Annotated in this window: 14 protein-coding genes; 2 read left to right on the top strand and 12 right to left on the bottom strand. The window is 43.9% G+C overall.

What is annotated here, in order from left to right; all coding sequences use genetic code 11:
- Positions 1-6: 6 nt before the first annotated feature.
- The 6 genes from NBH15_RS12635 to bamJ (NBH15_RS12610) all read right to left on the bottom strand — a co-directional run bounded on the left by NBH15_RS12635 (position 7) and on the right by bamJ (NBH15_RS12610) (position 6,348).
- A complete protein-coding gene (locus NBH15_RS12635) occupies positions 7-1,533 on the bottom strand; it encodes an RNA/DNA-binding domain-containing protein (RefSeq protein ID WP_250822791.1) in 1,527 nt (508 codons plus the stop codon).
- A 61-nt stretch (positions 1,534-1,594) separates the two neighbouring features.
- The gene (gene xseA / locus NBH15_RS12630; RefSeq protein ID WP_250822790.1) at positions 1,595-2,944 is read right to left on the bottom strand and encodes an exodeoxyribonuclease VII large subunit; all 1,350 of its coding nucleotides are present in this window, start codon (positions 2,942-2,944) and stop codon (positions 1,595-1,597) included.
- Positions 2,925-4,301, bottom strand: coding sequence for a S8 family peptidase (locus tag NBH15_RS12625; RefSeq protein ID WP_128133111.1), 1,377 nt, complete (start codon positions 4,299-4,301; stop codon positions 2,925-2,927). Before NBH15_RS12625 ends, xseA begins: the two co-directional genes overlap by 20 nt.
- A 99-nt stretch (positions 4,302-4,400) precedes the next feature.
- On the bottom strand, positions 4,401-4,868 hold the full coding sequence (locus NBH15_RS12620) for an Lrp/AsnC family transcriptional regulator (protein WP_007655775.1): 468 nt from the start codon (positions 4,866-4,868) through the stop codon (positions 4,401-4,403).
- 168 nt (positions 4,869-5,036) lie between these two features.
- Positions 5,037-5,747, bottom strand: coding sequence for a BamJ family beta-barrel-assembly machinery protein (gene bamJ / locus NBH15_RS12615; protein ID WP_128133112.1), 711 nt, complete (start codon positions 5,745-5,747; stop codon positions 5,037-5,039).
- Positions 5,748-5,760: 13 nt separating this feature from the next.
- Positions 5,761-6,348, bottom strand: coding sequence for a BamJ family beta-barrel-assembly machinery protein (gene bamJ, locus NBH15_RS12610; protein ID WP_007655777.1), 588 nt, complete (start codon positions 6,346-6,348; stop codon positions 5,761-5,763).
- 97 nt (positions 6,349-6,445) lie between these two features.
- Between bamJ (NBH15_RS12610) and NBH15_RS12605 the strand changes: the two genes are divergently transcribed.
- On the top strand, positions 6,446-7,021 hold the full coding sequence (locus tag NBH15_RS12605; protein ID WP_128133113.1) for an RNA polymerase sigma-70 factor: 576 nt from the start codon (positions 6,446-6,448) through the stop codon (positions 7,019-7,021).
- Between the two features lie 100 nt (positions 7,022-7,121).
- Positions 7,122-8,171, top strand: coding sequence for a linear amide C-N hydrolase (locus NBH15_RS12600; protein WP_128133114.1), 1,050 nt, complete (start codon positions 7,122-7,124; stop codon positions 8,169-8,171).
- 12 nt (positions 8,172-8,183) lie between these two features.
- Here the strand turns inward: NBH15_RS12600 and NBH15_RS12595 are convergent, their stop codons facing one another.
- From NBH15_RS12595 to NBH15_RS12570, 6 genes are all read right to left on the bottom strand, one after another.
- Positions 8,184-8,696: a hypothetical protein gene (locus tag NBH15_RS12595; protein WP_128133115.1), complete on the bottom strand. Its 513-nt coding sequence runs from the start codon at positions 8,694-8,696 to the stop codon at positions 8,184-8,186.
- A gap of 349 nt (positions 8,697-9,045) precedes the next feature.
- On the bottom strand, positions 9,046-9,429 hold the full coding sequence (locus NBH15_RS12590; protein ID WP_128133116.1) for a DUF3037 domain-containing protein: 384 nt from the start codon (positions 9,427-9,429) through the stop codon (positions 9,046-9,048).
- Complete coding sequence (locus NBH15_RS12585; protein WP_186958469.1) at positions 9,407-10,189, bottom strand: HipA family kinase; 783 nt, start codon at positions 10,187-10,189, stop codon at positions 9,407-9,409. Before NBH15_RS12585 ends, NBH15_RS12590 begins: the two co-directional genes overlap by 23 nt.
- Before the next feature lie 118 nt (positions 10,190-10,307).
- The gene (gene dprA / locus NBH15_RS12580) at positions 10,308-11,417 is read right to left on the bottom strand and encodes a DNA-processing protein DprA (protein WP_128133117.1); all 1,110 of its coding nucleotides are present in this window, start codon (positions 11,415-11,417) and stop codon (positions 10,308-10,310) included.
- Positions 11,418-11,424: 7 nt separating this feature from the next.
- Positions 11,425-11,835, bottom strand: coding sequence for an acyl-CoA thioesterase (locus NBH15_RS12575; protein WP_007655786.1), 411 nt, complete (start codon positions 11,833-11,835; stop codon positions 11,425-11,427).
- Positions 11,835-13,091 carry a peptidase U32 family protein gene (locus tag NBH15_RS12570; protein WP_250822789.1) on the bottom strand — a complete coding sequence of 419 codons (1,257 nt, stop codon included), beginning with the start codon at positions 13,089-13,091 and terminating at the stop codon, positions 11,835-11,837. Before NBH15_RS12570 ends, NBH15_RS12575 begins: the two co-directional genes overlap by 1 nt.
- Between the last annotated feature and the right edge of the window lie 86 nt (positions 13,092-13,177).

Raw genomic sequence — 13,177 nt, 5'->3', positions numbered from 1 at the left:
GCAAGTTTATAATCTGTCTAAATAATCCAATCCTTTCCTTGTTATCATATAGGACTGCTTGGGAGATTTTTTCTTCTCCTGCGAAGATTTTATTAATTTGTTGGAGAGAAGTGGATTCAAATATATTCCTTTATAATACCAATTATCAGGAACTTCAATCATACCCAAAATCTCTGATCGGCTCATTTCCTTTTCAGATAGAGCTGTAAGCACCCTTTTTACGACTTCTTTTAACTTATCTTCTATATAAATTTCTTCCATTTGACCTGACTGGAATTCCGGATGACAAGGTATATCTATTAAAAAATAACTGCGCCCCTCATCTGTTTCCAAAATGGCGGGAGTAGAACCATTATCTCTCAGTTCTTTTTGAATAGTAGGAATACCAGTCCCTCTACCCTCCGTCAGTTCCAGTTCTTTAAGATAATCACCTAACCGCCGATTCTTATATCTTCTTGAACGCAAATTTTCAGCTTTAAAGATGGCATCCATGCTAATTGAGCGGTCAGGACCAGAATAGCTCAAAATAGAAATGCGATTAGGCTCTATTGTAATCTCAACAGGTTCTTGTATCTGGTAATCCCGGTGATAAAGTGCATTTACCACAGCTTCTTCCAGCGCCTGATAAGGATAATTAAAAAACCGGACAGCTTCTTCCTTTTGCCTCAGTTTTATAATTTTTTCTTTAATCACATGAGTCCGCAAATAATTAAGTGCAGTTGTAATCATATAAGGTACAGGTCCCTTTATAGCCGGTACTTCTATGAAGTTATCTGGGTTCACAACTTTTCCCTCTGGAAAAATAACAATATCAATTTGTGTATAAGGAAAGAATTTTTCCGGAGTATCACAGAACATCATTAACGCCAAATTTTTTATATACCAATGTTCTGCAGTCCCAGATAGAAGATCCATACGGTCCAATATCTCTTTTAAAGTATAATCAGACAGCCGCGAAGCCAATCTACTTTTTACTTTCACCAGATAATCTCTTATTAAAATAAAAGAAAGATCATCTAAAGTTGCTTTATGATTAGGACGATCGTCAAAAGGTGTTTGATTAGACAAACTTATAAGTTCCGTTTCCATTTCACCTTTCGCAATAATGGAATTTGAACCATATCGAATATAATATTGATATATCTTATTTTTTTGAGTTATATATTCCGGACATTTATAAGGACGTCCCTGGCCTGCCATTGCCCAAACAACAGCAATATATCCACCATCCACCTCTTCTATAAATAGTTTAGGAAAATAAACCGGCTGCATTAAATTATTAAATTGAAGAATCTCCCTCTGTATCTTATCTAACTGTTCAACCGGTAAACCTTTAACCGGACGTTTAGCAACTCCATTTTCTTCTTCTACACCTATCAGGATATAACCACCTCCTATATTGTCAAAATCATTGGCAAAGGCACAAATACTTCTGTAAATCCGATCAGGATTCCAACCCTCTTTAAACTCGATACGGTTAGATTCTACTTTATTTTTTTGTAGAAGATCCTCTAAATTCACAGGTATTGCCATAATATATCCTTCAATTATTAACTTATTGCAAAAGTAATCAAAATACAAACGGTATTTTGATTCACTTTGCGTTTTTAACGATACTCTTCACATCCCCATCCGCAAACCGGGTCACCAGTTCATCGCCGGGATTCAGATCGGTTGCATGTTTGATGATTTTACCATCTTTCAGGGACAAGCTATAACCACGCTTCAATACATAATCGGGAGATGCCATTTTAATGAACTGCTCCGTCAACTGAATAAACCGCGTGCCTTCCGCCAGGCGCGAAGCAGCACGGTTCTGCAACTGCATTTGCAGACTTTCAAGCGTTGAACGACGGCGGAGCAACATAGCCGAAGCGGAAGCCGGAAGTTTATTGCCTGCCATCTGCAGGAAAGAACGGTTACGCTCGATCCTGTTCGTGACAATCACTGGTAAACGTGCACCCAGCAATTGCAGGAAGTTTTTTTGTTTCAATAAGATCGTGCTTGCCAGTTCGCTCACCTCCTGCTGAAGGTCTTCCAGTTCTTCCGCCGCTGCATCCATACGGCCGATCAGAAATTCGGCTACGGCAGTCGGCGTTTTCATCCGCGTATGTGCCACCATATCCAGAATGGTATCATCGCGCTCATGACCGATACCAGTTATCACCGGCAACGGGAACTGGGCACAATTTGCCGCCAGCAGATAGGAGTCGAAACTATTCAGATCAGAAGTTGAACCACCGCCGCGGATAATGACCACCACGTCGAAACAATCGATATGATGGTAAATACGGTCCAGCGCCGCGATGACAGACTCTTCCGTTCTCTCCCCCTGCATCAGGGCGGGAAATAATTTCGGATAAAACGGATAGCCCGCTTTATTATTTGCCAGCTGATTCAAGAAATCCTCATACCCGGCAGCCGTCGGGGAAGTAATAACAGCAATACGTTTAGGCAGGACGGGGAACGGTAATTCTTTATTCAATGTAAATACGCCCTCTTCCTTCAACTGGCGGATAATCTCCATCCGCTTTCTCAGCATATCCCCCAATGTATAAGCAGGATCGATATCCAACACCGTCAGGCTGTATCCATACAGTTCATGAAATTCGACCGATACTTTCACCAGTACTTTCAGCCCGGAAGCAAACAACTGCCCCGTCTCCATCTCAAAGTAAGGCTTCAGCATCCGGAACGTTTTAGCCCATATCGAGCCGCGTGCCCTGGCAACCAATTGCCCGGTTATAGGATTTTTTTCAATAAACTCCAGATAGCAATGCCCGGAAGAAGCATTCGTCCGTACATCACTCATCTCCGCACGAACCCAGCAAGTGCCGGGGAAAGCCTCACTGACTGCACCGCGCACCAGGTTATTCAATTCCAGCAAAGACAGTTCCCTGCGTTCTTCGCCCATATATTCCGGATTAATGTTCAGTCCTGGCATACTGCATTCCTTTCTTATAGGCTTTATATATATTCGGGATACCATACCCCAATTCAGCATCAGGCTGTTTGAACTGGCTGGAAACCTGCTGTAATAAAGCAATGACTTCCTTATTACTCAGCTCCGGCAACGCCTGCCACAGACAGACGCCCAATCCCGCCAGTATAGGAGTTGCAAAAGATGTTCCGCTGGCATAACGTACATTTCCTTGTGGATCGATCACACAACTACCCGACCCTAATGCCACCACATCCGGTTTCACCCGGTAATCGGCAGTAAATCCTACCGAACTGAAAATACTTTTCTTTTTATCTTCTGTAATAGACCCAACCGTCAGAATATCCGATGCATCGGAAGGGAAAGTAATTTTCCCCCAACTGCCGTTTCCTTCATTTCCGGCACTGCAAAACATCAGGATCCCCTTTTGTGCTGCGATATGTGCCGCCTGGCTGATCAAAGAACTCTTTCCGTCCAGGGCGGACTGATCGTAAGATAATTCATCTGCATCAAAAGCGAAATAACCTAATGAAGAAGAGATCACATCGACTCCTACACTATCGGCATATTCAACAGCCGCCGCCCAATAGTCTTCTTCTATTGGGTACTCGGAATCGCTGTCTTCGCTTTTTATAAGCAAATAAGACGCTTTGGGAGCTGTCCCGACCATGATCCCGGGCATATTGGCTGCCATACAAGACAGAACCTTTGTCCCATGGTCGTCTGCTTCATACACACTGCGGCCCGGATAAATCACATTATGCGTCCCGATCAATTGCAGGGAATCGAAAACGCAGATACGGTCTACATTCTGGAAGCCGGCATCTATCACTGCCACACGCATCCCTTCCCCACGAAAGCCGGCATCATGCAGTTTGATTCCATTCAGCATTTTGATCTGCCTTTCAGCATATCCGTATTTCTCTTTCAAAGGAGCATCAGAGGGAGAAAGACGGATCTCCTGATCATCTTCCTGGGCCGGAGTCACATCATGCCCTTTCCATACCCATTTTACTGAGTCGACCATCGTCAGGTTTTTCAGACGGTCGACAACTGTACTGTCTTTACTGGTCACAACTACGGTAGAAAGCCATTTACTCTGTACCACCGGTTCAGCGCCGGTAGCGACCAATGTATCCAGATAAGCATGCGCAATGGGAAGATCGGAAGCGGTGACCGGCGTTCCCGCCTTTTTACGCCGCTGAATGGATTCTTTCGACAGGAAAGCCTCCGGTTCTTCCACTGTAAAGCCGGAATCGCCTTTATCTTTCAAATAGACACGAAAACAGTAACTTTCTCCGGCAGTAAGCCACGAAGAAAAACAGCATAGCAAAACAAACAGTCCTATATATTTTTTCATGGGATCATATAACTCAACTCTACAAAAGTAGTAATTGCCTTGGATATAAAAAAGCCCGGCAACTCATCAAGAGGCCGGGCCATTATTTTTTAAACTAATTTATTCGTTTACGTTACAGATAGGAATTTCACGCTTAACACTTTGACGTAAAGAAATCAAAGTCTCTGTAGCAGTAACTCCCGGTATCTCCTGAATCTTTGTATTCAGCAATTCCATCAGATGTTCATTATCACGGGCATATAACTTGATCAGCATTGTATAAGGACCTGTTGTAAAATGACACTCAACCACTTCGGGTATCTTCTCAAACTCAGGCACAACGTCTTTATACATAGAACCGCGTTCCAGCTTCACACCGATATACGTACAGGTATTATATCCCAGAATCTTAGGATTAATATGATAACCCGACCCAACGATCACATTCATATCAATCATGCGCTGTACCCGTTGATGGATGGCTGCACGCGACACACCACACTCTTCAGCTACATCCTTGAAAGGGATCCTGGCATTCTTTGAAATAATGTTCAATATCTGCCGGTCCAGTTTGTCTATTTTCTCCATTTCTACTATCGCTTTATTATACGCTCTTTTTATTTATATATCAAAAGTATATAATTATTTTCAACAATCTATCATTCTGAAAGAAAAAAGTAGCAAATAAATAATAAAAGCGGGCAAATAATGCTTTTTAGCATAATTTACCCGCCTCTTTATCTACAAAATGAGATATTACTTTTTCTGATCGTCTTTAACGATATCCAATAATTCCACTTCAAATTTCAGAACGCTGTTCGGTTTGATACCACGAGTTCCGTGTTCTCCATAAGCCAGTTCAGAAGGAACCCAGATCACATATTTAGAACCTACCGGCATGATCTGCAGAATTTCAGTCCATCCTGGAATTACACGGTCAACATTAAATTCAGCAGGTTCGCCACGAGTAACAGAACTGTCGAATTCAGTACCGTCTAACAGTGTACCAGTGTAGTGTACTTTTACTTTATCTTCTTTTGCCGGTTTTGCACCTGTACCTTCTTTTTCCACTTTATACTGCAAACCGCTTTCTGTTGTGATAACACCTTCCTTAGTCTTGTTTTCAGCCAGGAACTTTTCGCCTTCTTCCTTAGTCTTCTGAGCATCTTTAGCCTGAGCTTCTACAAAGTAAGTGTTCAGATAAGTCTGAGCCTGTTCCGGAGTCATCTTTGTAGAATCACCTTTAATAGCCTGAACAAAACCTGCGATCAGTGCATCGATATTGGCTTCGCCGCCAGGTAATGTTTTCAAATTTTCTTTATAACCGGCACCGGTAGAAACACCGATAGCATAACTTGCGCTATCTACTGCCGATTTCAAATTTGCACTTGGCTTAGAATCACAAGAAGTGGCAGCAATGCCTAAAGCTACAATCGCTGTAGCAGCTAAAACATTAATCTTTTTCATTTTTCTCTATAAATTATTTTACTATGTCTAACAATTCAACATCAAAAACCAATGCACTGTTCGGTTCGATAGCTTCTCCTGCTCCATGTTCGCCATAAGCCAGGTCTGACGGGATAAACAGTCTCCATTTAGATCCTACCGGCATTAACTGCAATGCTTCCACCCATCCCGGGATTACCTGTGATACACCGAATACAGCCGGTTCACCACGCTGTACCGAACTATCAAACACTGTTCCGTTGATTAATGTTCCGTGATAATGACATTTCACCTTGTCAGAAGCAGTCGGTTTAGGACCTTCACCTTTCTGAAGTACCTGATATTGCAATCCGCTGGGCAGGGTAACTACACCTGCTTTTCCTTTATTGATATTCAGGAATTCCTCTCCGGCTTTCTTATTTATTTCAAATTTTTCTTTTTGCAGCTTCATGAAGTAATCGTTGATCACCTGCTTAGCTTCGTCATAACTGATTTCCGGGGTCTGACCACCTAAAATATCTTTCAATCCTTTCACAAAGTCTTCAATCTGAAGATCATTAATGCCCGAGTTCTGGAAATTATTTCCGATACTTAAGCCAAGTGCGTAACTTACTTTATCCATTCTTTTTCGTTTTCAACTAATTACAAGTTACAAAAGTAATGCTTTTAACTACACAAACGTCATCAGAAGGCACTTTTTTATTACTTTTGCATCTGTTATGGGAGAACAACAAACGGAATCTTCACTATTTTCAACGCTCTTCGGTCAATTCAAAGAGCCGTTCATTCTGTTTGCCAATTCATACGTAAGGGATATGGCCGCCGCGGAGGATATTTACATGGAGGCAATCATCCAATACTGGGAAAAAAGAAAAGAACTGCCAGCCGACACCAATATTCCCGGATACATATTAACAACTGTAAAAAACAAGTCACTCAACCACTTACGCCACCAAGTCATCCGTACAGATGTGGAAGACCAGTTATATGATCACCGGCAGCGGGAACTGAATTTTCGTATCTCGTCCCTGGAGTCGTGCGACCCGTCAGACCTCTTCACCGTCGAAGTCAAAGAGATCATCCGAAAAACATTAAACGAACTGCCGGAACAGACCCGCGCGATCTTCTTTAAAAGCCGGTATGAAAGCAAAACCAACCGGGAAATTGCAGCCGAACTGGAAGTCAGTATCAAAACAGTAGAATTCCATATTTCGAAAGCACTGAAACTATTCCGTAGCCGGTTGAAAGATTATCTACCGGTACTCCTGGTACTGACCGGAATAAGCGATTTCTGACCAATTCCTTAAATCCACTCTTCTACAGCGTAAAAAGAGTCAGATTACTTAAACATTACAACCTCTTCATCGTTTATATATGAAGTAAAACGATAAGATTATGAGACGTATACAGAAATGGGGTATAGTGCTAGCCACAATTACAGCGGGCGCCCAGTTAAATTCCACTGAAGCCTGCACCCGGGTTGTTTATCAGGGAAAAGACAATACGGTTCTGACCGCCCGGTCGATGGACTGGAAAGAAGATACCCGCAGTAACCTGTGGATATTTCCGCGAGGTATGAAGCGTAATGGAGAAATAGGAAAGAATCCGCTTGAATGGACTTCCAAATATGGAAGTGTAGTTGCTTCCGCCTACGATATTTGCAGTACGGACGGGATGAACGAAAAAGGACTGGTCGCCAACCTGCTCTGGCTGGCAGAGTCGGAATACCCGCAGTGGGATGGCAAAAAACCGGGACTGTCCATTGCAGCCTGGGTTCAATATATACTGGACAATTTCGCCACGGTCGACGAAGCGGTTTCTTATGTTGAAAAAGGTACCTTCGAAGTTGTATCGGACATGATGCCTGACGGAACCCGCATGGCAACATTACATCTTTCCATCTCGGATGCCGACGGTGACAATGCTATCTTTGAATATATCGGCGGAGAATTGAAAATCCACCACGATAAGTCATACCAGGTAATGACTAACTCTCCGGTTTTCGACCAGCAACTGGCCTTGAATGATTACTGGAAAAATATCGGGGGAACGACATTCCTACCTGGAACCAACCGCGCTGCCGACCGTTTTGTTAGAGCCTCTTTCTATATTAATGCTATTCCGAAAGTGGCGGATACCCGTACGGCTGTTGCCAGTGTATTCAGTGTAATCCGTAATACATCAGTACCATTAGGTATCACAACACCTAATGAACCGAATATCTCATCGACAAGATGGAGAACCGTTTCCGACCAAAAGAACAAGGTTTATTTCTTTGAATCGACCATCCAGCCTAATGTATTCTGGGTAAATTTACAAGATGTGGATTTTTCAGAAAAGGCACCGGTGAAGATGCTTGACCTGGTTAGCGGTAAAACCTATGCTGGCAACACAGCAAACCAATTTGTCGAAGCTAAACCATTCAAATTCCTGGGAGTCGATTAAGACTCCCTTTTTTCAGGCTATATCTTCACTAAGTTTCACGCGCAGGTCATTCTGATAAGTATGCATAAACTTTTCCAGATCAAAGAAAAGACGGGAAGCGACTTTCAGAAAAGGATTCTTCATCCGGATAATTTCCGTCGATGTAAAATGAGTTCCTCCTGTACTGGTTACTTTCAGTTCGCCTTTCCAGTATCCGGTGAATCCGTTTCCTTTCACAATTTCAAATTCATATAAGGAATGAGGTACTTTACGGGCTGTCCTGAACCGGATAACGGAGCCGTTTTTCGCTATTTCATCCCAGACTTCTATACCGTCTTTCTCTTCCACAATAACAATCTCTTCCAGATCACTGCGATAACCGTAATCGGCATTATTGATGAGTGCATTATACACCTTCTCGGGTGAAGCATTATAAAAACATTCACTGGTTGCAGTTCTTTCATCCGGCAAAAGAAGGCCGGCAATAAAAACTAAAAGAATAATCCCTGCTATAGCAATAAATATATAAGTAAAGATAGATATCATTTATAATCGATTTTATAAACAACTGGGTTGCTGATTATTCACAAAAGTAACCAATAAAACTCATATAACAGAAATATTCCGGGTAAAAACAATTAAAGCCTGTCTCACGACAAGCCCTAATCAAACTTTGTTAACCTTAAATCTAATACTATTATGAAAAAACCACAGTACAAAGATACACCTGTAGCAAGCGTTTGTCAAGCTTTTTACAGACAATATATGTTAAGCCTCCAAGCATCTTTCGCCAAAAAGTGTTAGCTAAGATAAAACTATATACAATACTGGCAAAAACTGCTAAAATTAACAATTAAAGAGAGCTTTTTTACTCTGGGAAAACGTATTCGCCGGTTTACAGAACCAACTCCGCAAACAACTTTTCAAACGTAACCTCCAGGTCAGTCGAAAAGCCGGGATGCGGACGCGAAGTCTGGATGGAAGAACTACGCACTGCCGTCAGCCAACGGAAACGCTCGGGAATATCCATAGAGGCTATCGGGCCACCGTCGGCAGTGCCGGAGCAGATGTGGTCGAATACTTTCAGACCGGCATACAGCGAATCCATATCCAATTCGGAAGAGAACAGGCAGAGCTTCTTTTCATCCACCTGATAACGCGCCTTTATAAACCGGGCCCGTTTAGAGAACATGATAAGACCCACATTAATAAACTCCTCCCGTTCCACCCGGGGAACAAAACGGATAACGGCGTATTCATATAAGTGCTTTCCTTGCATGCTGCGCTTCTTTTATAAATGTTTCGGAATGGGCAATCCTTTCTGTCAGGAACTCAATATAAACGTCTCTTATTTCCTGCGGCGTACCGGGACTTTCGTTCCACTGCAACCAGTCGTCCGGAACCAGAGAAACAATTTCACGGATTTTATCCGGAGTAAGAATACGTTTAAATTCGGCATCCGTTTCCTCCAACTTACCGGCTTCCGGCAACAGGGCATGGTCTTTAATCTGGATAAACGGGCTTAAAGCATGTTTGCGCCAGTTCGACCATGAATAATGGAAATAGAGTGACGCACCATGGTCAATCAGCCATAATTCCTTATGCCACATCAGCATATTCGTATTGCGGGTCGTACGGTCCACATTCGTCAGGAGGGCATCCAGCCAGACTATTTGGGATGCGAGTTTTTCTCCGACCTTATTGACTACCGGGTCAAATGTCAGGGCACCCGACAGGAAATGCAATCCCAGGTTCAAACCACGGCTTGCCTGCAATAAATCCTGTATCTCCTCATCCCCTTCGGTACGACCAAAGGCCTCATCGAGGTTAAGAAAGACCAGTTCAGGCACACGAAAACCCAATGCCCGCGCTATTTCACCGCCAATCAATTCGGCTATCAGGGCCTTGGTTCCATGACCGGCTCCCCGGAACTTTACGACATATTTATATTCATCGTCGGCTTCTGCCAAAGCCGGCAACGAACCTCCCTCCCGGAGAGGCATAATATATCTGACTACATTCGCTGTTCGCAATTCCATAATAAATGCTTTTGACAAAGATAAAGATACTTCCTGTTTACACAAAAGAAACTATCTACATCTCTAAAACAAAATACCCGAGCCGTTGTTTTTATTCAAAGGACGTAATCAAATCATGTCAGACCAATTTATAGATATTTCCCGGCAGCGTCTTAATCCGTCCGTTCATTTCCAGTTCAAATAGTAGGGAAGACAGTTCACGGACAGGCAGATTCAGTTCCGTTGCCAGTTGGTCGATATGTATTTCTCCCTTTTCGTGAAGAAGTTTTATGACTGTTCCGGCACGGTCGTCTTCTTCAAAAAACAATTCAGCCTGGACGGGGGCAGGCGAAGGCGCTTTATTCACGTCCCAACAAAGTGCCGACACCAAATCGGAAGCCGATGTTATCAAACCCGCCTTATTCTGGCGGATTAGCGCGTTGCATCCTTTGGAATAATAATCGTTTACCCGCCCGGGGAATGCATAGACGTCATGCCCATAGGAAAAAGCAAGGTCAGCCGTAATAAGCGAGCCCCCTTTTTCTGCCGATTCCATAACAACCGTTGCCTCCGCTAATCCGGCAACAATCCGGTTACGCCGGACAAAGTTCGGTTTATCCGGTTCCGTTCCGCTGGGAAAATCGGACAACAATCCGCCATGAGACAACATTTCAACGGCTACGGAGCGATGTGAGGAAGGATAGATGCGGTCCAGACCATGAGCCAATACTGCTACAGTCGGCAGTCCATACTTCAGCGCACTCCGATGGGCACAGATATCGACGCCATAAGCCAGTCCGCTCACGACCAGCAAATCCGGATAAGAGACCGACAAGGCATGTATCAACTCTTCCGTCATTGTCCTGCCATATTCTGTTATGTGGCGCGTCCCGACAATACTGACAATATGTGTATTATTCAAGTCGGCCTTCCCTTTAAAATAAAGTAGCACAGGAGCGTCGGAGCACTCTTTCAAACGTTTGGGGTAACTCTCATCTGTCAGGAAATAACAGCTTATCTGGTTCTTTTCAATAAAAGTCAACTCTTTCTCGGCTTGCAGAAGCACTTCCGGGCTTTTGACGGCAGCAGCGGTAAGGCTGCCGAAACCCGGAATCTTCTCCAACGTCTGTCTCTTTTCCGCAAAGACAGCCTCTGCGTCGCCGAAGGTTTGCAGAAGCTGACGGGCCAGGACATCTCCCACCCCGTTTATCATAGTTAAGCCAATCTGGTAAATCCGTTTATCTGTCATGATACTGTCATAGTTTGTCTTGTATCCTTTTCAACATTTCGTCAAAATATTCGCCGCGGGTCAGCTTGCCGTCCTGTACGACAACCGATTCGACTTTCCCCTTAGTTGCCAGCGCACCGTCGGAGGCTCTGTAGATATCCTGTTCAAAGACCAACTTTACGCCTTTCTTATATACATTCAGGCAGGAGATATAGCTGTCACCGCTCTTCAAAGAGGTCTTGTAATCGATCTCCACATGAGAGACAAACCCGTCCACTCCCTTATCATGCATGGCACCGAAATTCTCTCCCAGCGACTCGAGGAACTCATGACGGGTATGTTCCATATAATGCTGATAGTTGGAGTTATTCACCACACCCTGCAAGTCGCATTCGTAGTCGCGCACTTTGTCTGTCAGTTTAAAAATATACTCTTTCATTATTTCAGTTCTTTATCGTTCGTAGATACCATTTTATAAAGACGGTCCGAAGGACGTACTTTATCGGAGACTTTAAAGGAGAAGCGTTCGCCTTTGACAGTCTCTTCCACCGGTTTGAGGTCGACACGTATTTCATCGATAGTCTGCATCACCGCACCGGTTGTCGGCCCAGTAATCAGGATCTCGTCGCCCACTTTCAGCGAACCCGATTCCATTTCAAACTCCGCCACACCGATACCGCTGAAATATTTGATTCCTTTCGCCACATAGACTTTCTTTTTGGTCGAACCGGAACCATACTTGCTGCTCCATTCACCCAGGCGCTGCCCCAGATAATAACCATCCCAAAAACCACGGTTAAAGACACTTTTCAGACGTTCGTCCCAAACAGCGATTTTCTCTTCATCATAACTTCCGTTGCAATAAGCCTTCACCGCCTCCTTGTAACACTCCGTTACGATACGCACATATTCGGGTCCACGGGCACGACCTTCAATCTTAAATACCCGGACACCTGCATCCATCATCTTGTTCATGAAATGAATCGTCTTCAGGTCTTTGGGCGACATGATATACTGGTTCTCTATATCCAGTTCGATATTGCTGTCCTTATCCTTCACCGTATAGCCGCGGCGGCAAATCTGCATGCAGGCCCCGCGGTTGGCAGAGGCATTCATCTCATGCAAACTCAGGTAACATTTGCCGGAGACAGCCATACACAGAGCGCCATGTGCAAACATCTCGATACGAATCAGTTCGCCTCCCGGACCGGTAATCTGTTGCTCAACGATTTGCTGATAGATTTCAGAAACCTGCTTCAGGTTCAACTCGCGGGCCAGCACCACCACATCGGCAAACTGGGCATAGAACTTCAGCGCCTCCACATTCGAAATATTCAACTGGGTAGAAAGATGCACCTCCTGTCCGATACGGTTCGCATAACTCATTGCAGCCACATCCGCCGCAATGATGGCAGAGACTTCCGCCGCCTTCGCCGCATCGATAATCTCGCGCATCAGAGCCAGGTCTTCCCCGTAAATAACCGTATTGACCGTCAGATAACTTTTAATCCCGTGTTCCTTACAGATAGAAACAATCTTGCGCAAATCGTCTGTCGTGAAATTATTGGAAGAACGCGAACGCATGTTCAGTCCTTCAATGCCGAAGTAGATAGAGTCGGCACCTCCCTGAATAGCCGCCATCAACGATTCATACGAACCTACCGGCGCCATTATTTCAAAATCTTTTTCGTTCAAAGCTGTTTGGTTTTAAATTAGAAACCACAAAGATACGGGTTTCTTCCTAATATTACATGAATAAAATCGGTTAACTTTTAGCCTCT

This window comes from Parabacteroides caeci, from assembly GCF_023656795.1.
GTDB classification, from domain to species: domain Bacteria; phylum Bacteroidota; class Bacteroidia; order Bacteroidales; family Tannerellaceae; genus Parabacteroides; species Parabacteroides segnis.
The sequence above is the reverse complement of the archived record's forward strand: the minus strand, read 5'-3'. Positions and strand labels throughout refer to the sequence as shown.

Coding starts and splice junctions, on each gene's coding strand:
- NBH15_RS12635 (WP_250822791.1), bottom strand. CDS start 1,533: ATGGCAATACCTGTGAATTTAGAGGATCTTCTACAAAAAAATAAAGTA.
- xseA (WP_250822790.1), bottom strand. CDS start 2,944: ATGCCAGGACTGAACATTAATCCGGAATATATGGGCGAAGAACGCAGG.
- NBH15_RS12625 (WP_128133111.1), bottom strand. CDS start 4,301: ATGAAAAAATATATAGGACTGTTTGTTTTGCTATGCTGTTTTTCTTCG.
- NBH15_RS12620 (WP_007655775.1), bottom strand. CDS start 4,868: ATGGAGAAAATAGACAAACTGGACCGGCAGATATTGAACATTATTTCA.
- bamJ (WP_128133112.1), bottom strand. CDS start 5,747: ATGAAAAAGATTAATGTTTTAGCTGCTACAGCGATTGTAGCTTTAGGC.
- bamJ (WP_007655777.1), bottom strand. CDS start 6,348: ATGGATAAAGTAAGTTACGCACTTGGCTTAAGTATCGGAAATAATTTC.
- NBH15_RS12605 (WP_128133113.1), top strand. CDS start 6,446: ATGGGAGAACAACAAACGGAATCTTCACTATTTTCAACGCTCTTCGGT.
- NBH15_RS12600 (WP_128133114.1), top strand. CDS start 7,122: ATGAGACGTATACAGAAATGGGGTATAGTGCTAGCCACAATTACAGCG.
- NBH15_RS12595 (WP_128133115.1), bottom strand. CDS start 8,696: ATGATATCTATCTTTACTTATATATTTATTGCTATAGCAGGGATTATT.
- NBH15_RS12590 (WP_128133116.1), bottom strand. CDS start 9,429: ATGCAAGGAAAGCACTTATATGAATACGCCGTTATCCGTTTTGTTCCC.
- NBH15_RS12585 (WP_186958469.1), bottom strand. CDS start 10,189: ATGGAATTGCGAACAGCGAATGTAGTCAGATATATTATGCCTCTCCGG.
- dprA (WP_128133117.1), bottom strand. CDS start 11,417: ATGACAGATAAACGGATTTACCAGATTGGCTTAACTATGATAAACGGG.
- NBH15_RS12575 (WP_007655786.1), bottom strand. CDS start 11,835: ATGAAAGAGTATATTTTTAAACTGACAGACAAAGTGCGCGACTACGAA.